This window comes from Neorhizobium sp. SOG26 (assembly GCF_003491345.1).
GTDB lineage: Bacteria > Pseudomonadota > Alphaproteobacteria > Rhizobiales > Rhizobiaceae > Neorhizobium > Neorhizobium turbinariae.
Map to the genome: position 1 here is coordinate 3,293,513 of NZ_CP025512.1, position 22,089 is coordinate 3,315,601.

At 62.5% G+C, this 22,089-nt stretch carries 24 protein-coding genes and 1 tRNA gene; 10 read left to right on the forward strand and 15 right to left on the reverse strand.

Annotation, left to right across the window (positions count from 1 at the left end):
- Nucleotide 1 precedes the first annotated feature (1 nt).
- The 4 genes from CYG48_RS16190 to CYG48_RS16205 form a co-directional block, all read right to left on the reverse strand.
- A complete protein-coding gene (locus tag CYG48_RS16190; protein ID WP_118851316.1) occupies nucleotides 2–1,105 on the reverse strand; it encodes an ABC transporter permease in 1,104 nt (367 codons plus the stop codon).
- Complete coding sequence (locus tag CYG48_RS16195) at nucleotides 1,102–2,646, reverse strand: ABC transporter ATP-binding protein (protein WP_118851317.1); 1,545 nt, start codon at nucleotides 2,644–2,646, stop codon at nucleotides 1,102–1,104. The genes CYG48_RS16190 and CYG48_RS16195 overlap by 4 nt, the downstream gene beginning before the upstream one ends.
- A 56-nt stretch (nucleotides 2,647–2,702) precedes the next feature.
- Nucleotides 2,703–3,695: a BMP family lipoprotein gene (locus CYG48_RS16200; protein WP_118851318.1), complete on the reverse strand. Its 993-nt coding sequence runs from the start codon at nucleotides 3,693–3,695 to the stop codon at nucleotides 2,703–2,705.
- Nucleotides 3,696–3,936: 241 nt separating this feature from the next.
- Nucleotides 3,937–4,263 carry a hypothetical protein gene (locus tag CYG48_RS16205; RefSeq protein ID WP_118851319.1) on the reverse strand — a complete coding sequence of 109 codons (327 nt, stop codon included), beginning with the start codon at nucleotides 4,261–4,263 and terminating at the stop codon, nucleotides 3,937–3,939.
- A gap of 207 nt (nucleotides 4,264–4,470) precedes the next feature.
- Between CYG48_RS16205 and CYG48_RS16210 the strand changes: the two genes are divergently transcribed.
- A tRNA-Ser gene (locus CYG48_RS16210) sits at nucleotides 4,471–4,560 on the forward strand.
- A 44-nt stretch (nucleotides 4,561–4,604) separates the two neighbouring features.
- Here CYG48_RS16210 and CYG48_RS16215 read toward each other — a convergent pair.
- Nucleotides 4,605–5,438: a tetratricopeptide repeat protein gene (locus tag CYG48_RS16215; RefSeq protein WP_118851320.1), complete on the reverse strand. Its 834-nt coding sequence runs from the start codon at nucleotides 5,436–5,438 to the stop codon at nucleotides 4,605–4,607.
- Nucleotides 5,439–5,572: 134 nt separating this feature from the next.
- Between CYG48_RS16215 and CYG48_RS16220 the strand changes: the two genes are divergently transcribed.
- From CYG48_RS16220 to CYG48_RS16235, 4 genes are all read left to right on the forward strand, one after another.
- Nucleotides 5,573–6,967, forward strand: coding sequence for a leucyl aminopeptidase family protein (locus CYG48_RS16220; protein WP_118851321.1), 1,395 nt, complete (start codon nucleotides 5,573–5,575; stop codon nucleotides 6,965–6,967).
- Nucleotides 6,968–7,038: 71 nt separating this feature from the next.
- Complete coding sequence (locus CYG48_RS16225; protein ID WP_118851322.1) at nucleotides 7,039–7,395, forward strand: MarR family transcriptional regulator; 357 nt, start codon at nucleotides 7,039–7,041, stop codon at nucleotides 7,393–7,395.
- On the forward strand, nucleotides 7,392–8,255 hold the full coding sequence (locus CYG48_RS16230; RefSeq protein WP_118851323.1) for a C40 family peptidase: 864 nt from the start codon (nucleotides 7,392–7,394) through the stop codon (nucleotides 8,253–8,255). Before CYG48_RS16225 ends, CYG48_RS16230 begins: the two co-directional genes overlap by 4 nt.
- A 100-nt stretch (nucleotides 8,256–8,355) precedes the next feature.
- Nucleotides 8,356–8,739 (forward strand): hypothetical protein, encoded by a 384-nt coding sequence (locus CYG48_RS16235; protein ID WP_118851324.1) that lies wholly within the window; start codon nucleotides 8,356–8,358, stop codon nucleotides 8,737–8,739.
- Nucleotides 8,740–9,514: 775 nt separating this feature from the next.
- Here the strand turns inward: CYG48_RS16235 and lepA are convergent.
- Nucleotides 9,515–11,338: a translation elongation factor 4 gene (lepA, locus tag CYG48_RS16240; RefSeq protein WP_118851325.1), complete on the reverse strand. Its 1,824-nt coding sequence runs from the start codon at nucleotides 11,336–11,338 to the stop codon at nucleotides 9,515–9,517.
- 96 nt (nucleotides 11,339–11,434) lie between these two features.
- Nucleotides 11,435–12,688: an MFS transporter gene (locus tag CYG48_RS16245; RefSeq protein WP_118851326.1), complete on the reverse strand. Its 1,254-nt coding sequence runs from the start codon at nucleotides 12,686–12,688 to the stop codon at nucleotides 11,435–11,437.
- A 145-nt stretch (nucleotides 12,689–12,833) separates the two neighbouring features.
- Between CYG48_RS16245 and CYG48_RS16250 the strand changes: the two genes are divergently transcribed.
- The 3 genes from CYG48_RS16250 (at nucleotide 12,834) to CYG48_RS16260 (ending at nucleotide 14,458) form a co-directional block, all read left to right on the forward strand.
- Nucleotides 12,834–13,409, forward strand: a complete 576-nt coding sequence (locus CYG48_RS16250) for a helix-turn-helix domain-containing protein (protein ID WP_118851327.1) — start codon at nucleotides 12,834–12,836, stop codon at nucleotides 13,407–13,409.
- Nucleotides 13,410–13,437: 28 nt separating this feature from the next.
- Nucleotides 13,438–13,959 (forward strand): GNAT family N-acetyltransferase, encoded by a 522-nt coding sequence (locus CYG48_RS16255; RefSeq protein WP_118851328.1) that lies wholly within the window; start codon nucleotides 13,438–13,440, stop codon nucleotides 13,957–13,959.
- 109 nt (nucleotides 13,960–14,068) lie between these two features.
- Nucleotides 14,069–14,458, forward strand: coding sequence for a hypothetical protein (locus tag CYG48_RS16260; RefSeq protein WP_118851329.1), 390 nt, complete (start codon nucleotides 14,069–14,071; stop codon nucleotides 14,456–14,458).
- 51 nt (nucleotides 14,459–14,509) lie between these two features.
- Here the strand turns inward: CYG48_RS16260 and CYG48_RS16265 are convergent, their stop codons facing one another.
- Nucleotides 14,510–15,718, reverse strand: coding sequence for an MFS transporter (locus CYG48_RS16265; protein WP_118851330.1), 1,209 nt, complete (start codon nucleotides 15,716–15,718; stop codon nucleotides 14,510–14,512).
- Between the two features lie 47 nt (nucleotides 15,719–15,765).
- Nucleotides 15,766–16,380 carry a TetR/AcrR family transcriptional regulator gene (locus CYG48_RS16270; RefSeq protein ID WP_118851331.1) on the reverse strand — a complete coding sequence of 205 codons (615 nt, stop codon included), beginning with the start codon at nucleotides 16,378–16,380 and terminating at the stop codon, nucleotides 15,766–15,768.
- Between the two features lie 154 nt (nucleotides 16,381–16,534).
- On the opposite strand from CYG48_RS16270, the gene CYG48_RS22560 reads away from it, so the two are divergent.
- Both CYG48_RS22560 and CYG48_RS16275 read left to right on the forward strand, forming a co-directional pair.
- A complete protein-coding gene (locus CYG48_RS22560; RefSeq protein WP_199925162.1) occupies nucleotides 16,535–16,702 on the forward strand; it encodes a hypothetical protein in 168 nt (55 codons plus the stop codon).
- Between the two features lie 191 nt (nucleotides 16,703–16,893).
- Entirely contained in the window at nucleotides 16,894–18,114 is a 1,221-nt protein-coding gene (locus CYG48_RS16275) for an MFS transporter (protein ID WP_118851332.1), read from the forward strand.
- Nucleotides 18,115–18,157: 43 nt separating this feature from the next.
- On the opposite strand, the gene CYG48_RS16280 is transcribed toward CYG48_RS16275, so the two are convergent.
- From CYG48_RS16280 to CYG48_RS16310, 6 genes are all read right to left on the reverse strand, one after another.
- A complete protein-coding gene (locus tag CYG48_RS16280; protein WP_118851333.1) occupies nucleotides 18,158–18,382 on the reverse strand; it encodes a hypothetical protein in 225 nt (74 codons plus the stop codon).
- A 42-nt stretch (nucleotides 18,383–18,424) separates the two neighbouring features.
- On the reverse strand, nucleotides 18,425–18,664 hold the full coding sequence (gene rpsU / locus CYG48_RS16285) for a 30S ribosomal protein S21 (RefSeq protein ID WP_118851334.1): 240 nt from the start codon (nucleotides 18,662–18,664) through the stop codon (nucleotides 18,425–18,427).
- Between the two features lie 25 nt (nucleotides 18,665–18,689).
- The gene (locus CYG48_RS16290; RefSeq protein WP_118851335.1) at nucleotides 18,690–18,980 is read right to left on the reverse strand and encodes a cold-shock protein; all 291 of its coding nucleotides are present in this window, start codon (nucleotides 18,978–18,980) and stop codon (nucleotides 18,690–18,692) included.
- Between the two features lie 126 nt (nucleotides 18,981–19,106).
- Nucleotides 19,107–19,316 carry a cold-shock protein gene (locus tag CYG48_RS16295; RefSeq protein ID WP_118851336.1) on the reverse strand — a complete coding sequence of 70 codons (210 nt, stop codon included), beginning with the start codon at nucleotides 19,314–19,316 and terminating at the stop codon, nucleotides 19,107–19,109.
- Between the two features lie 328 nt (nucleotides 19,317–19,644).
- Nucleotides 19,645–20,748, reverse strand: a complete 1,104-nt coding sequence (locus CYG48_RS16305; RefSeq protein ID WP_118851338.1) for a TRAP transporter substrate-binding protein — start codon at nucleotides 20,746–20,748, stop codon at nucleotides 19,645–19,647.
- 193 nt (nucleotides 20,749–20,941) lie between these two features.
- Nucleotides 20,942–22,048 carry a TRAP transporter substrate-binding protein gene (locus tag CYG48_RS16310; RefSeq protein WP_118851339.1) on the reverse strand — a complete coding sequence of 369 codons (1,107 nt, stop codon included), beginning with the start codon at nucleotides 22,046–22,048 and terminating at the stop codon, nucleotides 20,942–20,944.
- Between the last annotated feature and the right edge of the window lie 41 nt (nucleotides 22,049–22,089).

Below are 22,089 nucleotides of genomic sequence, written 5' to 3' on the forward strand. Positions count from 1 at the left end.
GCTACTTCCCGCTGATCTGCTGGTAGACCCGGACGATCGCCGGCCGCAGCATGTATTCGAGCGCACCCGCAAACAGGATGACTAGGCCCTGGATGACGACGATCATGTCGCGGGTGATGGTCGGCATGTCGAAGGAAAGTTCAGCGCCACCCTGGTAGAGCACGCCGAACAATAGTGCCGCGAGAATGATGCCGGCCGGGTGGTTGCGGCCCATCAGCGACACGGCAATGCCGACGAAGCCCGCGCCACCGACAAACTCGATCTGCAACCGGGCGGACGCGCCCATCACCGGGTTCAAGGCCATCATGCCGGCCAGGCCACCGGAGATCAGCATGGTGATCATCACGATCCGGGCGTAGCGCATGCCGGCGTAGCTTGCAGCCGTCGGGCTGTGGCCAAGCGTGCGCATCTCGTAACCGAGTTTGGTGCGCCAGATCAGCAGCCAGACGAGGAAGCACATCACAAGGGCGACGAGGAAGGAGAAGTTGAGCGGCGCGGCACCTAGCCGGCCGCCGAACATGCCGATCAGCCAGTCGAGCTTCGGCAACTGCCCGCCTTCCAGGAAGGTGCGGCTTTCCGGCGCCATCTTGCCCGGCACGATCAGCACCCGCACCAGGATGTAGTTCATCAGCGACGAGACGATGAAGTTGAACATGATGGTGGTGATGACGATGTGGCTGCCACGCTTGGCCTGCAGCCAGGCGGGAATGGCGGCACAGGCGGCGCCAAACAGTGCCGAACCGATGATCGCGAACGGCATCGTCACATACCAGGGAACGTAACGGTCGAGCGACAGCGCAACGAGCGCTGCGCCAAGCCCGCCGAGATAGGCCTGGCCTTCCGAGCCGATGTTGAACAGGCCGGCATGGATCGCGACCGCCACCGACAGGCCGGTGAAGATGAAGCTCGTTGCGTAGAACAGCGTGAAGCCGATGCCTTCGCCCCGGCCAAGCGCGCCGGCAAGAAGCAGTTTCAGCGCCTCGAACGGGCTTTCACCAATCGCCCAGACAACCAGGCCGGAGAAGAAGAAGGCGAGGAACAGGTTCAGAAGCGGGATCAGCCCGTAGTTGATCCAGGCGGGAAGTGGCACGGATGCGGTACTCATGCAGCAATCCCAGCCATCATCAGGCCCAGCGCCTGCTCGTTTGCTTCACCCGATTGTTCGCCAACCACCTTGCCGGCAAACATCACCAGGATGCGGTCGGACAGCGAGCGGATCTCGTCGAGCTCCACCGACACCAGGAGGACCGCCTTTCCGGCATCACGCATTTCGATGATCCGCTTGTGAATGAATTCGATCGCGCCGATATCGACGCCGCGGGTCGGCTGGCCGATGATCAGCACATCCGGGTTACGTTCAATCTCGCGCGCCACCACGATCTTCTGCTGGTTGCCGCCGGAGAAGTTGGCGGTCTTCAGCCGCGGGTTCGGGGGGCGAATGTCGTATTTTTCAATCTGATCTTCCGCCTGCTTGCGGATCTCGTCGAGGTTGAGCATGGCGCCGCCGAAACGGCTCTCGCGATGATAACCGAGGATCGAGTTCTCGTATTCCTCGAACTTCAGCACGAGCCCCATATGGTGGCGGTCTTCGGGAATATGCGCGAGCCCCAGTTCGCGCAGCTCGGCAGGATCGGCGCCCGCCGTCGGCTTGCCGTCGAGCAGGATCTCGCCCGACGCCGGCTTGCGGATGCCTGCGATTGCTTCCAGAAGCTCCGACTGGCCGTTGCCGGCAACGCCCGCGATGCCGACGATCTCACCGGCGCGAACGTCAAACGAGACGTCATCGACCATGGTGACGCCGCGGCTGTCCTTGACCGTCAGGTTCTTCACCGACAGAAGCACCTTGCCGGGATTGGCATCGCCCTTTTCAACGCGCAGCAGGACGCGGCGGCCGACCATCAGCTCAGCAAGTTCCTCAACTGTCGTTTCCGTTGTCTTGCGCGTCGCAACGATCTCGCCGCGGCGCATCACCGACACCGTATCGGTAATCGCCATGATCTCGCGCAGCTTGTGGGTGATGAGGATGATCGTCTTGCCTTGGTCGCGCAGGACCTTGAGCACCTTGAACAGGTGGTCCGCCTCGGCCGGCGTCAGCACGCCCGTCGGCTCGTCGAGGATCAGGATCTCGGCGCCGCGGTAGAGCGCTTTGAGGATTTCAACGCGCTGCTGGCGCCCGACCGGCAGTTCCTCGATCACCGCATCCGGATCGACATCGAGGCCGTAGTCATCTTCGAGCCGCTTCAGCTCCTTGCGGGCGCTCGAAACGCCCTGGCGCAGCAATTGCCCGCCTTCCGCGCCGAGCATGACATTCTCGAGCACGGTGAAATTTTCGACCAGCATGAAGTGCTGGTGGACCATGCCGATGCCCGCCGCAATCGCCGCCTGGCTGTCGCGGATCGTCACCGGCTTGCCGGAGATACGGATCTCGCCCTGGTCTGCCTGGTAGAAGCCGTAGAGGATCGACATCAGCGTCGACTTGCCTGCACCGTTTTCGCCGATGATCCCATGGATCGATCCCTTGGCGACGGTGAGGTTGATGTTCTTGTTGGCATGCACCGCGCCGAATTTCTTGTCGATGCCGACAAGCTCGATGGCGGGCTCATTCTTTGAGAGGTCCAGGCTCAAATGGGGTGCCTTTCCGGTCATATGAAAAAAGGGCGCATGGCGAACCGCGCCGCCATACGCCCTTCAATCGAAATGCCTCACATCGGGCAGGAACTGTCCGTCGTGTAGTCGTGTACCTTCACGGTACCGGCAATGATGTCGGCCTTTGCCTTGTCGACCGCTGCCTGCATTTCCGGGGTGATCAGCGACTTGTTGTTTTCGTCGATCGCTGCCGAAACACCGTCTTCCTTGACGCCGAGCGACTGGATGCCGCCGGTGAACTTGTCGTCCTTCACGTCGAGATACGCGTTGTAGACGGCCAGATCGACGCGCTTGACCATCGAGGTCAGCACCGAGCCCGGATGCAGGTGGTTCTGGTTGGAGTCGACGCCGATCGAAAGCTTCTTGTTGTCGGCTGCGGTCTGCAGCACACCAAGACCAGTCGCGCCGGCTGCTGCGTAGATCACGTCCGCGCCCTGGTCGATCTGGTTCTTCGTCAGTTCGCCACCGCGGACCGGATCGTTCCAGGCCGCACCGGTCGTGCCGGTCATGTTCTGGAAGACCTGTGCGTCAGACTTCGCCGCCTTGACGCCCTGGACGTAGCCGCAGCCGAACTTGCGGATCAGCGGAATGTCCATGCCGCCGATGAAGCCGACCTTGCCGGTCTTGGAGGCCATGCCGGCCAGTACGCCAACGAGGTAGGAGCCTTCCTCTTCCTTGTAAAGGACGGAGCGCACGTTCGGCAGGTCGACAACGGAGTCAACGATCACGAACTTCGTGTCCGGATATTCCTTGGCGACCTTTTCCATGGCCGAGGTCCAGGCGAAGGAAACGGCGACGACCGGGTTGTAGCCACGGCTTGCGAAGTTGCGGATGGCCTGTTCGCCCTGCGTATCGTCCTTCGGCTCGAAATCGCGGTATTCGGTACCGGTTTCCGCCTTGAACCGTTCAGCGCCGGCAGCGGCAGCTTCGTTGAAGGATTTGTCGAATTTGCCGCCGGTACCATAAACGAGCGCCGGCTTGACCTCAGCCGCCAAGGCGGTTGCCGACATGGCGCTCAAGGCGATGAGGCTCAAAAGGGTTTTCTTCATTGTTCAGCCCTGTTTTTAGCTGTTAGGTCCTCCCGCAAGACCCGCTCCCCGGGAAATTCTGCGGCAACCTGCCCTTGTGGAAAAAAAGGGTTTGGCTCCGGGCACTCTTGCATGGGTCCGGGAAAAATTCACCAGATTTTTTTGTCCAGTTGGTACAAAAGCGGGCCGTGCTTAAAACTTCCACAGCCTGCCCGTGCAAGCTTTCCGCAGAGGCGGCGCGCAACCGTGAAAGCGACGTGCGTCAGGCGGAAAAGCGCCCTGCAAAGCGCGGCTTGCGATAGCCGGCCATCCAGAAGAGCAGGGCGAGCCCCAGGAAGATCGCAAAGGCAGGTTGCGCCAGCGCCGGGCCGATCACCGGCCGCCACAGGCCTTCGCTGACATAGGTTTCCGCGTAGATCTCCGCGAGCGTCAGGCTTTCGGGGTCGAGGTTGAGCCACATGTTGCCGAGACTGGTCAGCACCACGCCGGAGGCGGAGACGGACTGGATGGAGTCAAGAACGCCTGCCACAATGGCCGCCAGCAGGGCCAGAGCGCTGATGAAGCGAAACAGAAACTGAAGAGGCCTCATCCGAAACAACCCGACATCTTTGGCCGGTCTGCACCTGCAGCCGGTCCCTGAGAGATAGCCTTCGTCGCCGTGCTTGACAACGCTTGGGCCATGTTCCCGAAGGACCTGACAAAAAAGCTTTAGATTTCGGTTGATCCTTGGGAATTGATCGGTATATATCGCGGCCGTTCCAACGTTTTGCTTCGCGAGCGACGCAAGACATCGATAGGACAGGTGGCCGAGTGGTTTAAGGCGCACGCCTGGAACGCGTGTGTACGTGAAAGCGTACCGTGGGTTCGAATCCCACCTTGTCCGCCATCTCTTTCCCTAAACCGCCATCCCTTTGCTCACCGGCTCTGCGGTCAGTTCGTGCTGGTCGACTTCGGCTTGCCATCCTTGTCGGCGAGCTTCGCCCAGGAGTTCTGCTGCGACAGCATGGAGCGCAGGTAGGTCACGTTGGCGTCCGCCTGCTGCTGCGAGAGTTCACGTCGGGCGATCTCTTCCGCTTCTGAAAAACGGCCCTGGAGGCCGACAACGAGCGCCAGGTTCTGGCGCACGCGGCTGTCGGCGCCCGGCTGGCTTGCGGCGGTGCGCATGTAGGTTTCCGCGGTCTTCAGGTCGCCTGAGAGGACGTAGGACATGCCGAGGTTGGAGGTGACGCTTGGCTCGTTCGGCTGGGCATCGAGCGCCATCCGGTATTTCTGCCGCGCTTCGGCCGAGCGGCCGAGCTGATCGAGGACCGCACCTTCTGCGGAATAGAGGCGCCAGTCCGGATGGTCGGGCGTCTGTGCCCGGTTGATCGTCGCCAGCGCCTGTTCCAGCTGCCCGGCGGCGGCCTGGGCCTTGCCGTAGGCGGCGAGCACTTCGCGGTCGGCCGGATGGGCGATCGCCACCTGCTGCATCACCGCGAGCGCCTGGGCGTTCTTGCCCGTCATGCCCAACACATTGGCATATTGCAGGCCGATCGCCTTGTTCTTCGGGTCCTTCGCATAAGCCGCGCCGATCGAGCGTTCGGTATTGGCAAGCTCGGTCGCGTTCATCGACTGCAGCGAGGCGGTCGACACCTTCGGGATGGAGCCGGTGGTGATCGAGTCATGCTTGGTGCTGGCGCAGCCGGTGATCGCGGCGGCAAGCAGAAGCGCCGCGGTGCGAGCGGCAAAGGACGTGCTGGATAGGTAAGCGGCTGCAGCGGTCATGACTTTGGTCTCGTTGGTCGAGCGTTCTCCTGCAGTGTGGCAGGCATTAACGGATTTCCACTGCAACAATAAACTGTTAACCCTAACAGACCGTTAAGACGAATGATTCCAGTCGCTTCCAGGGCAGCCTCACCATGACCACCTTCCAGTATACCGATCGTCCTTCTCCCTTCAGTGCGGCAGGCGCTGCGGCGAAGATTGTTTATGCCGTGACCCCGGCTGAGATCGAGCAGGGGGCGCTGGATGCGCGGGCGCTGGCCTGGGCGAAGTCCGCGGCCTTCACGGGCGAGGCGGGCGCCTTTCTGCTGGTGCCGGGCGAGGGGGGCGAGATCGGCTGCGCACTGTTCGGCCTCGGGGCCAACCCGAGCGAAGCCCCCTTCATCGGCGGCAAGCTTTCCAAGCTCCTGCCCGCCGGCGACTGGCAGGTTCAGACCGGTGCGCTGACGCCGGAACAGGCAGCCCTCGGCTTTGGCCTCGGCTCCTATGGGTTCAGCCGCTACAAGTCCGACAAGCGCAAGGATGTGCGCCTTTCGATCGCGGGTGGGGCCGATGCGGCCGATATCGAGCGGCAGCTCGCCGGAGTCTTTTTGGCGCGCGACCTCGTCAACACGCCAACCAACGAGATGGGACCGGCGGAGCTGGAGGCGGCCTTCCGGGCGCTTGGCGAGCATTATGGTGCAACTGTCACCGCGATCGTCGGCGACGACCTCATCAAGGAGAACTTCCCGCTCGTGCATACCGTCGGGCGCGCCAGCGTTTCAGCACCGCGGTTGCTGGAGATGCGCTGGGGCCAGAAGGGCGATCCGCGGATCACGCTGGTCGGCAAGGGCGTCTGCTTCGACACCGGCGGCCTCGACATCAAGGGCGCCGCGAACATGGCGCTGATGAAGAAGGACATGGGCGGCTCGGCCAATGTCATGGGCCTTGCGCTGATGATCATGGACGCCGGGCTGAAGGTCGACCTGCAGGTGATCGTGCCGGCGGTGGAGAACTCGATCTCCGGCAATGCCTTCCGCCCGGGCGATATCTACAAGAGCCGCAAGGGGCTGACGGTCCAGATCGACAATACCGATGCCGAAGGTCGGCTCATCCTCGCCGATGCTCTGGCTTATGCGGATGAAAACCCGCCGGAGCTGTTGGTCGACATGGCGACGCTGACGGGTGCGGCGCGCGTCGCGCTTGGTGCCGAGCTCGCTCCTTATTTCACCGATGACGAAAAGCTCTCCTCCAGGCTGGCGGAAGCCGCAAAGGCTGAAACCGACCCGATGTGGCGCCTGCCCTTGTGGATGGGCTACGACAAGGACATCCGCGCCCGCGCCGCAGACCTGACCAATTCGCCATCCGGCGGCATGGCCGGCGCGATCACGGCCGCGCTGTTCCTGAAGCGCTTCGTCACCGCCACCGAGAGGTGGGTGCATTTCGACATCTATGCCTGGGTGACGGCCGACAAGCCGCATGCGCCAGTCGGCGGGGAGGCCTTTGCAATCCGGGCGCTCTACAAGGTGATCCGCGACATGGCGGCGAAATAGGCGGGGCCACCGCAACAGACCGGTAACGACCTTGCGCTTAAAATCCGCCGGATTTGGCAAAGAGGATCGCCATGCCGGTGGAACTCACCGCGACGCAAGCACTGGGGCTCTGGCACCGCGTTTCGCTCCAGCAGGTGCGGCATGACGGGCGCGATCTCACGTTGCGCCAGATGTCGGTCCTGCTGCATATCTACCTCGTGCCACCGCCGCACACGGTGCGGGGGCTTGCGGCAACGCTTGGCGTGACGAAGCCGGTGATCACCCGGGCGCTCGACACGATGGGCGACATGGGCCTGGTGGACCGCGAGCGGGACGAGCGCGACCGCCGCAACGTGGTGATCAAGCGCACCGTTGCCGGTGCCTTGTTTCTCGAAAAACTGGGCGACCTCATCATCAGCGAGGCCCGCCGCTCTGGACAGGGATCATGACCGACACGACCGACAAGCCCCTCGACCGCCGCCTGCACGCCTTCCGCCCGGATCTCGCGGACATGGCGCTGGAGGGCCGGGTCGAGGCGAAGCGCTTTGTCGAGGGCAAGTCGGCGCGGATCGCGGTTCCGGTGGCGCAGCTTCGGCCGGTGCCGGATCTTGCCCGCGGCATCGATACCGAATTGCTGTTGGGCGAAACGGTCCGCGTCTTCGACCGCGCCGATGGCTTTGCCTGGGTGCAGGCCCATGCCGATGGTTATGTCGGCTACCTGCCGGAAGCAGCTCTTGCCGAGGGCGGGGAGCCGACCCACTGGATCGCCGTGCCGCGCACCTTCATCTATCCGCAGCCGGAATTGCGAACATTCCCGACGGCGGCGCTGTCGATGGGCAGCCGAGTCACGGTAACGGGCGAAACGGAAGTCCGCGGCACGCGCTACGCCCTTCTGTCGACCGGCGGTGCCGTCATTGCCCGGCACTGCCTGCCGGTCGGCGAGGCGCTCGGCGATGACTATGTCGCGGTGGCTGAACGTTTTCTCGAAACGCCCTATCTCTGGGGCGGCCGCTCCGGTTTCGGCATCGATTGCTCGGCGCTGGTGCAGCTGTCGCTGATGATGGTCGGCAAGTTTGCACCGCGCGACACCGACATGCAGACGACGATCGGTACGCCGATCAGCCGCGAGGAACTTCGCCGCGGCGACCTCGTTTTCTGGAAAGGGCATGTCGGTGTGATGGAAGACGAGGAAGTGCTTCTGCATGCCAATGGCCACACGATGAGCGTGGCGCGGGAAAACTTCGAGGCGGCCGTGAAGCGCATCGGCTGGCTCTATGATCAGCCGACGGGGTATCGCCGCATCGCCTGAGCCGATCACGCAAAGTTTGATTCGTGGCCATAGCACCGCCTGCCCGCAGCCCATATCTTTGAATCCATCCCCTGCGTCGGGTGGAACAGGAGCAAGGTGAATGCTGAAAGGTGCATGGATATTGCCGGCCGTGATGGTGGTGGCGCTGATCCTCGCGGCGCTTGTTCCGGGGCATCTGTTTGCCGCCGACCGCGGAACCGTCGACTGGGCGCGCCCGACACCCGCTGCAAATCCGGCGCCGGCGTTCAAGGACCTGCCGGGCGTCGTGCCGGAAGAACAGCGGGTCGCGAAGGACAGCTACGACTGCACCAGCGACATCGAGGATGTGTATATCGCCCGTGGACGCTATGACATCCTCTATGGCGATACGCTGCCGCGACGCGTTTATCGCTGCAAGACGCCGAGCGGCGTGACCTATACCGGCACGCGCCTGCCGAACACCCATTGGGTGCCGGGACTGAACCCGCATCACCTGCCGAAGTGAGGGTCGGACAGACTCCTCCCTTGGTGATCCCCGGATTTTCAAAGAACCCTGGATGAGACCAGGTATCGGACGGGGCGCTGAAAGCTGCCTCGTAGTTTAATGTATAAGTGACACCTCTCAGCGCCCCGTTCGGCGGTTTTTGCTCGCGACTTGGGTTCCTCTGCGGTGGCCTGATCCGGACGGCTTTTGCCGCCGGCTCCGATCCTGGATCGACGGACGTAAAGGTCCGGCGAAACCATCCAGATCGGCCACCATGTGTGCCGCACAGGCACGTCCGGCGCGCTCTTTCGGGCCTCAGGAGATGACAGGCCGGTCCGTTGCCTGCCGTCTCCCCCCGTCTCGCCGGAGGGGAACCATTTTCCGCGAACCCCGAAGGTGAAGGTTCACGTCGTCCCTTCAACTCCGGCGCCGGCCCCGCATGGCTGGCACGCCTGCCAGCGTATCCGATGCGGAACGGGCCCATTGTAGGAGCGAGACTTTGGGGCGTGGAAAAACGAGCGTGGTTTTTCGGTCAAGTGGTTGATGTTGCTGGAGGTGGGGTAGGAGATTTTCCACGGGGTGTGGAATGGGTGCCGCATCCCCTCACCAACAAAATCTACGACTTAGCTGAAGCTAAGATCGTGATTTTGTAACCTCTCCCCGCCCGCGGGAAGAGGGAGAAGCGTCGCGCGTGCCGCATCGGCTCCTCTCCCCCTTGTGGGAGAGGAAGAAAAATCGGCAGCCTGGGCCGAAGGCTAGATGCAAGGTTCAGGTGAGGGGATACAGGAGGCGCCCCTCAATCGTCCTTCATCTTCAACGCCGCGATGAAGGCTTCCTGCGGAATGTCGACCTTGCCGAACTGGCGCATGCGCTTCTTGCCTTCCTTCTGCTTTTCCAGAAGTTTGCGCTTGCGGGTGGCGTCGCCGCCGTAGCACTTGGCCGTCACGTCCTTGCGCATCGCCGAGATGGTTTCGCGGGCAATCACGTTGCCGCCGATCGCCGCCTGGATCGGGATCTTGAACATGTGCCGCGGGATCAGGTCCTTCAGCTTTTCGCACATGTCGCGACCGCGCTTCTCGGCCGCCGAGCGGTGGACGAGCATGGAGAGCGCATCGACCGGCTCGCCGTTCACCATGATCGACATCTTCACGAGATTGCCCTCGCGGTAGCCGTGCAGGTGGTAGTCGAAGGAGGCGTAACCCTTGGAGATCGACTTGAGGCGGTCGTAGAAATCGAACACCACTTCGTTGAGCGGCAGCTCATAGGTGAGCATGGCGCGCTTGCCGACATAGGTGAGTTCGGTCTGGATGCCGCGACGGTCCTGGCAGAGCTTGAGGATGCCGCCGAGGTAATCGTCCGGCGTGAGGATCGTTGCCTTGATCCACGGTTCCTCGATCTTGTCGATCTTCACCACGTCCGGCATATCGGCCGGGTTGTGGAGCTCGCGCGTCGTGCCGTCCGTCATCGTCAGGTGGTAGACGACCGAAGGCGCGGTGGCGATGAGGTCGAGGTTGAACTCGCGCTCCAGGCGTTCCTGGATGATCTCCAGATGCAGCAGGCCAAGGAAGCCGCAGCGGAAACCGAAGCCGAGCGCTGCCGACGATTCCATTTCGAAGGAGAAGGATGCGTCGTTGAGGCGCAGCTTGCCCATGGCGGCACGCAGGTCTTCGAAATCGGCCGCATCGACCGGGAAGAGGCCGCAGAACACCACCGGCTGGGCCGGCTTGAAGCCCGGGAGGGCCTTCGCGGTCGGGCGCTTGTCCTCGGTGATCGTATCGCCGACGCGGGTATCGGCCACTTCCTTGATGGAAGCGGTGATGAAACCGATCTCGCCGGGGCCGAGGCTATCGACATTGACCATCTTCGGGGTGAGCACGCCGACGCGCTCGACCTGGTATTTGGCGTCCGTGCCCATCATGCGGATGGTCATGCCCTTGGTCAGCACGCCATCGATGATGCGCACCAGAACCATGACGCCGAGATAGGTGTCGTACCAGCTGTCGACGAGAAGCGCCTTCAGCGGGCCCTTTTCGCCAAGCTCGCTCTTGGGCGCCGGCAGCTTCTGGACGATCGCTTCCAGCACGTCCGGAATGCCGAGGCCGGTCTTGGCCGAAATTAGCACGGCTTCGGAGGCATCGATGCCGATGACTTCCTCGATCTGCTCCTTGATGCGGTCCGGTTCGGCCGCCGGCAGGTCGATCTTGTTGAGCACGGTGACGAGCTCGTGGTTGTTGTCGATTGCCTGGTAGACGTTGGCGAGCGTCTGGGCTTCGACGCCCTGGGAGGCATCGACCACGAGCAGCGACCCTTCGCAGGCCGACAGCGAGCGCGAGACTTCATAGGCAAAGTCGACGTGGCCGGGCGTGTCGATGAGGTTCAGGATATAGGTTTCGCCGTCATGTGCCTTGTAGTGCAGGCGAACGGTCTGCGCCTTGATGGTGATGCCGCGCTCGCGCTCGATATCCATCGAGTCCAGGACCTGTTCCGACATTTCGCGTTCGGCAAGGCCACCAGTCGTCTGGATCAGACGGTCGGCCAGCGTCGACTTGCCGTGGTCGATATGGGCAACGATCGAAAAGTTGCGGATATGGTCAAGGGGCGTGCGGGAAGAGGTGCTCATGGCTCGCGCATATAGCAGCGCGAATGGAGACCGCAAAGCGGAAAGATAACCATTCGTTGAGGATAAAATGCCCGGCAGGCAAAGCGTTTGCGGCAATCAGGGGGCGGTGGTGTCGGCATCCGGTTCGGTGATGACGGATGCGTTCGGCACCTGGGCGCTGCGGATGCGGATGTTCTCGCGCTCGTCGGTCGGCACCGGCTTGCGCTCCTTCAGCCGCCGCAGCACGTAAAGGCCGTAAGCAGTGGCGACCAGCATCACCGCATAGATGAAGGTGTGCTGGCCGAAAACGGGCGTCAGCAGGGTGACGCCAAGCGGCACGACTGTGGCGGCGGTTGACCAGGCGACCAGCAGCGTGGAGGAGAGAGGCACGAAGTCGCCAGGGTCAGCGCGATCGTTGGCATGCGCATTGGCAACGGAATAGACGGTTTCGACCGCGCCGCCGAAGACGAGGAAAACCACCATCAGCAGGATGATGGTGCCGAAGGAGACGAAGAGCGCGGCGCCACCGGCGAGAACCACGAGGCAGCAGGTGATGAGGAGCACGACGCGCCGGTCGATGAGGTCCGACAACATGCCGAGCGGGTATTGCACGAAGAGCAGGCCGGTCTGCATGACGAGCATCAGCAGGGCGATTTCGCCCTGGGAGATCTGGCTGGTCGTGGCGTAGATCGGGGTAAAGCCCTGGATCACCATGGAAAGCCCGCCGGAGGCCAGCACGCCGATGAGGCCGACCGGGGAGATGCGCCAGGCCATCGGGATGTTGACGCTGACGCTGGCCGGTGGAGGCGGGTTCGGCAGGCGGGTGAGCCCGATCGGCAGGATCGAAAGGGCGGTGACGAAGACCACGGCCAGCGGCGCAAGATTGCCTTCGACCGGGATCTGGCCGAAGGCCCAGGCGCCGGCGCCAAGCCCCAAGACATAGGCCATGTAGAAGAAGGACATTGCCCGGCCACGCCATTCATTCGAGGCGGCATGGTTCAGCCAGCTCTGGGCGATGATGAAGTTCACGTTGGAGGCGGCGCCGTAGAGCCCGCGGGCGAGGATCCACCAGATGGCTGGCAGGTCGGCCGCGATGATGACGGCGGCGATGATGACCATCGCCATGGAGCAGGCAAACAGCCGCGCATGGCCGACACGGCGGATCAGCGGGCCGCCGACCACGCAGCCGACGAGGCCGCCAAAGGCAAGCGCAGGCACGGCGCTGCTCGCGGCCCAGGTTTCGCCGGCCTGGGTCAGCACGAAGGGCACGTAGGTCGACATGATGCCGCTGCCGACCGCGGCGATCGTCATCGACAAAACGATGCTGGCGATCGACAGAGGCGACACCCTGGTCGTGCTCGCATCGTTCATCTGGTGGCTCCGGAATGGGTCTGGATGCTCTCTACCGCAGAGCATGATGCTTGGCTGTCGTGGAAACGTCACCCGCTGCAAAAATCATCATGTGTCCGATGCTCCACCAATTGATTCCATCATAAGAGAATGTCATGCTCGAATAATGGAAGCGGAGAATGGTGACATCGATGGCGCGATCAGCGAGAAGCTGCGGCGGCTGAGAGCCGACGCGGGCCTGACGCTGGATGAACTCGCGGCGCGTTCCGGCGTCAGTCGGGCGATGATCTCGCGGATCGAGCGGGCTGAAGCGAGCCCGACGGCGGCGCTGCTGGCGCGGCTTTGCGAAGCACTCGGGTTATCGCTTTCGGCATTTTTTGCAGACGAGGCGCAGCCGCCGGCGCCGCTCATCCGGCGGAGAGAGCAGAAGACCTGGCGCGATCCGCAGACCGGTTATGTCCGACGCGCAGTGTCGCCGCCCGGCATGCCGAGCCGCGTCGATATCGTCGAGGTGGACTTTCCTGCGCGCGCGCGCGTCAGCTTTCCGCCGCGCGATGAAAGCCGCAGCATGACCCAGCATGTCTGGCTGTTTCAGGGCGTGCTGGAGATGGTGATCGGCGAGACGGTGCATCGGCTCGAGCCTGGTGATTGCCTCTTCATGGACATTGGCCACGCCTTCGACTTCCACAATCCTTCCGACAAACCCGCCCGCTACGCCGTCATCCTCGACCGTGGCCGCTAACACCCGAATCCCACTCAATGAGGCTCCCATGACTGCCACGATCCGGATTGCCACTGCCGACGAAGCCCACGCCTGCGTGGGTGATCTTTGCGAGATCCTCTCCGACTGCATCAATGGCGGCGCCTCGCTCGGCTTCATGCTGCCTTACGCGCCGCAGGACGCCGTGGCTTATTGGCAGGAGATTGCCGATGCGGTGGAGAAGGGCACGATCATCCTCGCCGTGGCGGAGTTGGAGGGCAGGATCGTCGGATCGGTGCAGGTGGGGCTTGCGACGAAGCCGAACCAGCCGCACCGCGGCGACCTGATGAAGCTTCTCGTGCATCGCTCGGCGCGCGGCCAGGGTTTGTCGCGCAGGCTGATGGAAGTGGTGGAAGCGGAGGCAGTAAGGCGTGGACGCACGCTTCTGGTGCTCGATACGGCAACGGGAAGCGACGCGGAGAAGATCTATCCGCGCTTCGGCTGGGAGCGTGTCGGCGTGATCCCGCAATATGCGATGTGGCCGCAAGGCGGCTTTTGCGACACGACCCTGTTCTACAAGCGAATTGCCTGAGCCATTGCCAAGAATTTTTGTGTCCCTGACGCCTGCCCATCTCGATTTGCAAGAAGAAATCAGCTCTTAGTAGCGCGCGCCAGTCATTGGCGTTTCAAGGGGGAACTTCATGCCTATCTCATATTCGCTGCCGGCGAAGCGCCGTGCAGCAGCATTCATTGTGTCCGCAATGGCAGGTCTTTTCGCTGGCCAGGCCTTGGCGGACGACGTCACCTTCATCATGAAGAACAGCCACGAAAACGCGGTCGAAGTCGAGCTCTACAGCCAGGACCGCAAGCATGTCTGGCCGGGCGGAAACGAGGTCTATTACCTCGATGACGGCGATTCCAAGCAGATCAAGCTGTCCTGCCAGCAGGGCGAAACCATCTGCTACGGCGCCTGGGTTTCCGGCGACAAGCAGACCTATTGGGGTACGGGCCCGAACAACAAGGATAGCTGCGAAGACTGCTGCTACACCTGCGAAGGTGGGGAAACCGAGGAAATCAACCTCGTCGAATAGTGACAACGCGATGGCAGGGCGCGTCGAGCGGGCCCTGCCATCGGTTCTTGATCAGCGCTTTTCGGTGAGGAAATAACCAAAGGCGAGGACCGGCAATACGGTGCCGATCGCGGAGGCAAACAGCCAACCGCCTTCTGCAAAGGCCCAGGCGCCAACGGCTGATCCGACGGCGCCGCCGAGGAAGAAGGTCGCCATGAACAGCCCGTTCAACCGGTTGCGAAGGTCGGCGCCGAGCCCATAGATGGCGCGCTGGCTGATCACCAGCGTCATCGTCACACCGAAATCGAGAAGAATGGCGCCAAGCGTCATAAGCGCGAGTGCGGCGGTCGAGCCTTCCGGCGCGAGATGGGTCATGAGGAAGGCAACTGCGACCAATGCGACGCCGAACAGCGTTGCAGGCTTGCCAAGATCACGATCGGCGAGGCGCCCGGCAATCGGCGAGGCGATGGCGCCGGCAACACCGGCCAGCGCAAACAGCGCAATGCCTGCCTGGCTCAGTTGAAATGCCGGACCGGCCAGCACCAGCGGCGTCACCGTCCAGAACACGCTGAAGGCGGTGAATTGCATGGTCTGGTAGAAGGCGCGGCGGCGCAGGACCGGCTGCGTGCGGTAAAGCTCGACCATTGAGCCGATCAGCGCGGGGTAGGAAAGCCGGGTCTGCGGCATGCGCTGCGGCAGCCGGAGCGCCAGCGTCAGCCCAATCAGGATCATCACGCCGGCGGACAGGAAAAACACGAGGTGCCAGGAAGTGAATTCGGCGATGAAGCTCGAGACCGGCCTGGCCATCATGATGCCGATCATCAGGCCGCTGACCACATTGCCCACAACGCGGCCGCGGTGGCTGTCCGGCGCCAGGTTGGCGGCGAAGGGCACGATCATCTGCACTGCCGTCGAGGCAAGCCCGATCGCGAGCGACGCGGCGAGGAACGGTACCGCGGAACTGGAGAGGCCGGCCGCCAGCAGCGAGAGCGTTGCGACGCCGATCATGATGAGGATCAGCCGACGGTTTTCGAGAAGGTCGCCGAGCGGCACGATGAGGAGCAGGCCCAGCCCGTAGCCGATCTGCGTCAGGGTGACGATGAGACCGGTGGCATGCGCCGGCAGGCCGATGGAAGCGGCAATCGGGCCTGCCAGCGGCTGGGCGTAATACAGGTTGGCGACGATCAGCCCGCAGGCGAGCGCCATCACGAAAGTCATTGCAGGCGACATGGCTGTCGGGACAGCCGGAGCGTCGTCCAAGGTTGCGGTATTGCTTGTCATCAAGAACCCCTAGGGGAGGAAAAGGGAGTGTCGGAGAAATTGGTTGGTCAGTCGAGAAGCTTCATGGCGGCACCGACCATCTTGTCGGCCTGTCCGGGGTCGAGCCCCGTCTTGCCCATGACGCGCATGCCGTGCATGAGGCAAAGCAGTGTTTTGGCCGTCACCAGCGGCTCGATGTGGGTCCGGATGGAGCCGTCCGCCTGGCCTTCGCGCAGCAGTTCCACGAGGCGCGCTTCGCTGCGGGCATGCGAGCGGCACACGCGTTCGGCGGCATCGGGGTCGTTGATGGCAAGCTCGGACGCGGTGCCGATCACCAGGCAGCCGCGGCGCCCCATCTCGCCCTGCGCCGCTTGCGCATAAAACGCCACGGTCCGGTGCAACTTGTCGCGACCGGTGCGGCCCTGGGCGATCTCCGCCTCCAGCAGTTCCATGCGGACCTGCTTGTAACGGTCGAAGCTGGCGAGGAAGATCGCCTTCTTGTCCTTGAACGCCTTGTAGAGGCTGCCGGCCGCGACACCCATCGCCTCCGTGAGATCGGATATCGAGGCCGCGTGGTAGCCCCGCTCCGAAAACAGCACGATCGCCCGATCGAGCGCCGCATCGAGATTAAATTCACGGGGTCGGCCGGCACGAGGGGCCGCGGTCGCGGATGCGGTGGACATGGTTTGGAGATACCTATTCGGAAATGGTCGTTCCCAAATAGGCGGCAGGGGGTGCCGCGTCAACCTGGCAAGGGTCGAAGCGCGGTTTTATTTCGGAACAGATCCGTCGGGGGCTGGTTAAGCACTTGTACCACCTCGAAAATGGAGGAAAGAGATGAGCAAGAGTGACGTTAAGGATACCGTAGCACGCGCCGAAAAGCAGGTGCAGAACACCAGCGGCGGCGGCCATCTCGGCGGCACCTATTACGGCCAGCAGCCGGACGGCAAGACGGCATCGACGAATTCGACCGTCGGCAACAACCGCCCCAACACCGGCAGCTGACGTTCCGGCCGAATAGAGTTTCGCAAAGCCCCGCCCACGAGCGGGGCTTTGTCGTTTCGCCTCCACCTCCTCAAAGTTTTTCTAAAAGAATGTGCTAATCCTTGTCGGCATGGCGGGAGGCCGCGCGTCTTGAAGTCAGGCGCCTGTTTTTGAACGGGTGGATGACAAACGTCGCGGTGGAGGATCCGGACATGACGAGCAGTTACAGATGGGTGATCGTGTTTGCGGGCGCGCTGATGGGTTGCGTGGCCGTGGGCACGATGTTTTCGCTGGCGATTTTCCTGGAGCCGGTGGCCAAGGCGACCGGCTGGTCGCATGCAGGCATTTCAAGCGCCATGACGGTGAACTTCATCGTGATGGGGTTGGGCGGCTTCATGTGGGGTGCCGCGAGCGACCGGTATGGCGCGCGCGTCGTGGTGCTGCTCGGCTCGGTGCTGCTGGGGCTGGCGCTGGTGCTGGCAAGCCAGGTGGAGAGCCTGCTCGCCTTCCAGCTCGTTTATGGCTGCCTTGTTGGCCTGTCAGCGAGCGCCTTCTTTGCGCCGATGATCGCGGTGACGATGGGCTGGTTCGATACGCATCGCAGCTTGGCGGTGTCGCTCGTGTCGGCCGGCATGGGCATGGCGCCGATGACGATCTCGCCTTTCGCCCGCTGGCTGATCACCGCCTATGACGACTGGCGCATGGCGATGTTCGTGATCGGCGTCGGTGCCTGGATACTGCTTCTGCCGACGGCGCTGCTGGTGCGCCGGCCGCCGGCCGCACCAGCCAATGCACCGGTCGGCGCCGCGACGGCAAGCCGAATGAAGGAGACAACGCCGCTCGGCAAGGTGCTGCGCTCGCCGCAGTTCCTGGTGCTGGCCTTCACCTTCTTTGCCTGCTGTGCCGCCCATTCCGGACCGATCTTCCACATGGTGAGCTACGCCATGTTCTGCGGGATAGCGCCGATGTCGGCGGTGACGATCTACAGCGTGGAAGGGGCGGCGGGGCTTGGCGGGCGCATCCTCTACGGCGTGCTGGCCGACCGGCTGGGGGTAAAGCCGGTGCTGATCGGCGGGTTGCTGATTCAGGCGGCGGTGATTTCCGCCTATACGATGGCGGGCAACCTCACCGAATTCTACATGCTTGCGATCATCTTCGGCGGCACCTATGGCGGCGTCATGCCCTTGTATGCGGTGTTGGCCGGGGAATATTTCGCGCCACGGATGCTTGGAACGGTGCTGGGCGCGGCATCGATGCTGTCGAGCATCGGCATGGCCTTCGGGCCGCTGGCGGGCGGCTGGGCCTTCGACCAGTTCAACAACTACAACTGGCTGTTCATCGGTTCGGCGCTTGTTGGGCTTGGAGCGGTGCTGATTGCACTTGCCTTCCCGCCGATCCCGCAGCAGCGACGCGGCGAACTGCAGCCGGCCTAGAAGGTAGACGACATGAAAAAGCCCGGGCAAGCCGGGCTTTTTTCTAGTGATCCTTGGAGACCTTGCGCTTCTTTGGCGCTGCCTTTGGCTCGCTTGCGGCCTCGGCAGCTTCCCGCTCCATGCGGAGCAGTTTCAGCTTTTCGGTCTTCTTTTCCCGCTGCGAAGCCTCGGCCGCGATGATGGCGCGGGCCGTATGGTCCGTTGCAGCAGCTTTGTCACGCGCGGAAAGCTTGGTGGGGCTGAAGAATTCTTCCTTTGTGGCAGTCATGATATTCTCCTTCCTGGTGAGTTGTCCGGCGGCAGAAAGCCACTAGCGGGCGGGGCGGGCAGCCTTCTTGGGAGCCGGCAGCAGACCTTCGCGCTGCATCTTCTTGCGCGCCAGCTTGCGGTAGCGGCGGACGGCCTCGGCCTTCTCGCGCACACGCTTTTCCGACGGCTTTTCGTAAGCGCTGCGCGCCTTCATTTCACGGAAAACGCCTTCGCGCTGCATCTTCTTCTTAAGAACGCGAAGTGCCTGGTCGACGTTGTTATCTCTGACTAGAACCTGCAAATGATGTCCTTTCCTGGTTGTTAAACTACTTGCCGACCCGGATGCTCGACGCGTTGAGCCAGGAGCCGCCGGCAACGGCCGACGAGGCCGCCTGGCGGGTCTGTGCTGACGCTGCCGTTTCACCCGCGTCGATATCGCTGTGGACGATCCGTCGCTCGAAGTTCTCGGTTCCGACCCGGACCCGGTACTGGTTTTCACCGCGCTCGGCGGCGGGCAGGAGGCCGACGATCCGGCATGTGCGGTCGCCGGTTGCCATGCGCGTGAGGCCAGCCTTGAGGACGACGTCATCGCCGATCGCATAGGTTCTTGCGCTCACTGCATTCTCCTTTGTCGGACACAAGGTCCGGAAAAAACAAAAAGGCCGGGATTGACCCCGACCTCTTAACTGCCATTCAAGCACTGACTGCCGGTACATCCGCGGTCAGTCGTGCGAATGACATCCTTAGGCGGCGCGAAGGTTATCGGCCGAATTCTTGCCGGACTTGCGGTCGCGGACGATCTCGTAGGAGATCTTCTGGCCTTCGGCCAATGACGCCATGCCAGCGCGTTCTACAGCAGAGACGTGGACGAAAACGTCCTGTGCGCCATCATCAGGCTCGATGAAGCCGAAGCCCTTGGTGCTGTTGAACCACTTTACGGTGCCAGTATTCATAACGATTTCCTTTCAATCGCTTGTGTGATCGGACAGTATCTCGTCCGCATGATCGATATTTGAGAGGAAATCTGACGGTGCGCTGAGCGCGTAGACAAAGGTCGCAAGCAAGTTCGATAGGCTCAATATAGGGACTATCGGCAAATTAGCAATGCTCAAGCCCGACTTTAATTCCCGCAGGGGCCGCGGGAGCTTCTTGAAATCTATGCCAACCACCTGTTTTCAAGGCGTAAATACTGACGCTGATCGATCTCGCCGGCATGCGTGCCGGCAACGAAAAAGCCCGGCACGAGGCCGGGCTTCATATGCTTTCCAGTGACTATCTGCCTCAGAGTGCGCCGGCGCGCTGCTGCGTCATCATATAGGTGTCGTAGGAATATTCGGCGATCTGGGCCCAGAGGTAAGCGTCCTTCTTGAAGGCCTGCTGGTGGTCGTAGATCTTCTTGAAGGCCGGGCTCTTGGCGGAAAGATCGGCATAGGTTTCCATCGCCGCCTTGTAACAGACGTCCATGATCTCGCGGCTGAACGCCTTGAGAACGGCGCCTTCGGACACGAGCTTGCGCAGCGCCACGGCGTTCTGTGCGTCGTAGTTGGCAAGCATGCTCATGTTGGCGGCAGCACAGGCGTCGGTCAGTATCTGCTGGTAGCTCTTCGGCAGGCTGTTCCACTTTTCGAGGTTGAAGAAGGCGTGCATGGCCGGGCCGCCTTCCCACCAGGCCGGATAGTAATAGTACTTGGCGACCTTGGCGAAGCCGAGCTTCTGGTCGTCATACGGGCCGACGAACTCGGTGGCGTCGATCGTGCCCTTCTCGAGCGCGGCATAAACATCGCCAGCAGCGATCTGCTGCGGCGTGATGCCGACCTTCTGCATGATCTGGCCAGCAAGGCCGGCGATGCGCATCTTCAGGCCCTTCAGGTCTTCGATCGTGTTGATCTCCTTGCGGAACCAGCCGCCCATCTGGGTGCCGCTGTTGCCGGCCGGGATGGCGTAGAGGTTGCGCGGCGCCAGGAACTCGTTGATCAGCTCGTTGCCGCCGTTGAGGAACCAGGCATTGGTCATGCGGGCGTTGAGGCCGAAGGGGATGGCGGTGCCGAGCGCAAAGGCCGGGTCCTGGCCGATGTAATAATAAGAGCAGGTATGGGCCATCTCGACGGTGCCGCTGGCAACCGCATCGCCGGCCTGCAGCGGCGGGACGATTTCGCCGGCGCCGAAGGTCTGGATGGTGAACTTGCCGTCACTGGCGTTCTTGACGCTGGCAGCGATCTGGTCGGCCGCGTCGAAGATGATGTTGAGGCTCTTGGGGAAGGAGGAGGTGAGCCGCCAGGTGATCTGCGGGTTTTCCTGTGCGATGGCCGGGGCGGCGAGGGCCGTTGCAGCGGCGGCACCAACGCCGGCCGTGGCTGCGGTTTTGAAGAAACGTCTGCGATCCATGTTATCCTCCCAAGAGAAGCGAAAAGTGCGTCCAACCAGTGTCGGGCCTACCTGCTGTTAATCCCGAGTTTTGCGCAACAGCAAGCCAAATTCAAAAGCAATTGCTAGCCGGCACAACCTGAGTGCCGGAGGCTGGCAAAAAAACAGCCCGGGACGAGACCCGGGCTGTTTTCCATTTGAGATACCGTCGCGATTACAGCGTGCCCTTGCGCTGCTGCATCATCATGAAGGTGTCGTAGCTGTATTCGGCGATCTGGTTCCAGAGGTAACCTTCGCGCTTGAAGGCCTGCTGGCTTTCGTAGATCTTCTTGAACGCTTCGTTCTTGCCGTTGAGTTCGGCATAGACTTCCTGCGCGGCCTTGTAGCTGGCTTCGAGGATTTCCTGGCTGAACGGCTTCAGGACGGCACCTTCCGATACGAGCTGCTTCAGCGCCTTGGCGTTATGCGTGTCGTAGCGCGACAGCATGTTCTGCGTGGCGTTGGCGCAGGCATCCTTGAGGATGCGCTGGTAGGACTTCGGCAGGCCGTTGAACTTCTCGAGGTTGAAGAAGGCGTGAACCGCCGGGCCACCTTCCCACCAGGCCGGGTAGTAGTAGTACTTGGCGACCTTGGCGAAGCCGAGCTTCTGGTCGTCATACGGGCCGACGAATTCGGTTGCGTCGATCGTGCCCTTTTCGAGCGCGGCGTAAACGTCGCCACCGGCGATCTGCTGCGGGGTGACGCCGAGCTTCTGCATGACCTGGCCAGCGAGGCCGGCGATGCGCATCTTCAGGCCCTTCAGGTCTTCGATCGTGTTGATTTCCTTGCGGTACCAGCCGCCCATCTGGGCACCGGTGTTGCCAGCCTGGATCGCATAGATCTTGTGGGGCGCGAGGAACTCGTTGAGCATCTCGTTGCCGCCGCCGACCGAGAACCACGCATTGGTCTGGCGGGCGTTGAGGCCAAACGGAACAGCCGTGCCGAGCGCGAAGGTCGGATCCTTGCCGATGTAGTAGTAGCAGCAGGTGTGGGCCATTTCGACCGTGCCGTCGGCAACGGCATCCATGGCCTGCAGGCCGGGCACGATTTCAGCGGCCGCAAAGGTCTGGATGGTGAAGTTGCCGTCGGTCGCTTCCTTGACACTTTCGGCAATATCGGTGCCGGCTGCCCAGAGGATGTCGGTGTTCTTGGTGAACGACGACGTCATGCGCCAGGTGATCTTCGGATTTTCCTGGGCGATTGCCGGCGCGGCAAGCGCGGTTGCAGCGGCGGCGCCTACGCCAGCGGTGGCTGCCTGCCGGAAGAAATGTCTGCGGTTCATGATAGAGCCTTCTGCGTTTGAATTCCCGATGTTTGGTCATA

What these genes read in the sequence shown, in the direction of transcription:
- CYG48_RS16265 (WP_118851330.1), bottom strand. Translation starts at nt 15,718, where the DNA reads ATGACAAGCAATACCGCAACCTTGGACGACGCTCCGGCTGTCCCGACA.
- CYG48_RS16250 (WP_118851327.1), top strand. Translation starts at nt 12,834, where the DNA reads ATGGAAGCGGAGAATGGTGACATCGATGGCGCGATCAGCGAGAAGCTG.
- CYG48_RS16200 (WP_118851318.1), bottom strand. Translation starts at nt 3,695, where the DNA reads ATGAAGAAAACCCTTTTGAGCCTCATCGCCTTGAGCGCCATGTCGGCA.
- CYG48_RS16260 (WP_118851329.1), top strand. Translation starts at nt 14,069, where the DNA reads ATGCCTATCTCATATTCGCTGCCGGCGAAGCGCCGTGCAGCAGCATTC.
- CYG48_RS16305 (WP_118851338.1), bottom strand. Translation starts at nt 20,748, where the DNA reads ATGGATCGCAGACGTTTCTTCAAAACCGCAGCCACGGCCGGCGTTGGT.
- CYG48_RS16255 (WP_118851328.1), top strand. Translation starts at nt 13,438, where the DNA reads ATGACTGCCACGATCCGGATTGCCACTGCCGACGAAGCCCACGCCTGC.
- CYG48_RS16220 (WP_118851321.1), top strand. Translation starts at nt 5,573, where the DNA reads ATGACCACCTTCCAGTATACCGATCGTCCTTCTCCCTTCAGTGCGGCA.
- CYG48_RS16270 (WP_118851331.1), bottom strand. Translation starts at nt 16,380, where the DNA reads ATGTCCACCGCATCCGCGACCGCGGCCCCTCGTGCCGGCCGACCCCGT.
- CYG48_RS16275 (WP_118851332.1), top strand. Translation starts at nt 16,894, where the DNA reads ATGACGAGCAGTTACAGATGGGTGATCGTGTTTGCGGGCGCGCTGATG.
- CYG48_RS16225 (WP_118851322.1), top strand. Translation starts at nt 7,039, where the DNA reads ATGCCGGTGGAACTCACCGCGACGCAAGCACTGGGGCTCTGGCACCGC.
- CYG48_RS16235 (WP_118851324.1), top strand. Translation starts at nt 8,356, where the DNA reads ATGCTGAAAGGTGCATGGATATTGCCGGCCGTGATGGTGGTGGCGCTG.
- CYG48_RS16215 (WP_118851320.1), bottom strand. Translation starts at nt 5,438, where the DNA reads ATGACCGCTGCAGCCGCTTACCTATCCAGCACGTCCTTTGCCGCTCGC.
- CYG48_RS16310 (WP_118851339.1), bottom strand. Translation starts at nt 22,048, where the DNA reads ATGAACCGCAGACATTTCTTCCGGCAGGCAGCCACCGCTGGCGTAGGC.
- CYG48_RS16245 (WP_118851326.1), bottom strand. Translation starts at nt 12,688, where the DNA reads ATGAACGATGCGAGCACGACCAGGGTGTCGCCTCTGTCGATCGCCAGC.
- CYG48_RS16195 (WP_118851317.1), bottom strand. Translation starts at nt 2,646, where the DNA reads ATGACCGGAAAGGCACCCCATTTGAGCCTGGACCTCTCAAAGAATGAG.
- CYG48_RS16190 (WP_118851316.1), bottom strand. Translation starts at nt 1,105, where the DNA reads ATGAGTACCGCATCCGTGCCACTTCCCGCCTGGATCAACTACGGGCTG.
- CYG48_RS16230 (WP_118851323.1), top strand. Translation starts at nt 7,392, where the DNA reads ATGACCGACACGACCGACAAGCCCCTCGACCGCCGCCTGCACGCCTTC.
- CYG48_RS16280 (WP_118851333.1), bottom strand. Translation starts at nt 18,382, where the DNA reads ATGACTGCCACAAAGGAAGAATTCTTCAGCCCCACCAAGCTTTCCGCG.
- lepA (WP_118851325.1), bottom strand. Translation starts at nt 11,338, where the DNA reads ATGAGCACCTCTTCCCGCACGCCCCTTGACCATATCCGCAACTTTTCG.
- CYG48_RS16295 (WP_118851336.1), bottom strand. Translation starts at nt 19,316, where the DNA reads ATGAATACTGGCACCGTAAAGTGGTTCAACAGCACCAAGGGCTTCGGC.
- CYG48_RS22560 (WP_199925162.1), top strand. Translation starts at nt 16,535, where the DNA reads ATGAGCAAGAGTGACGTTAAGGATACCGTAGCACGCGCCGAAAAGCAG.
- CYG48_RS16205 (WP_118851319.1), bottom strand. Translation starts at nt 4,263, where the DNA reads ATGAGGCCTCTTCAGTTTCTGTTTCGCTTCATCAGCGCTCTGGCCCTG.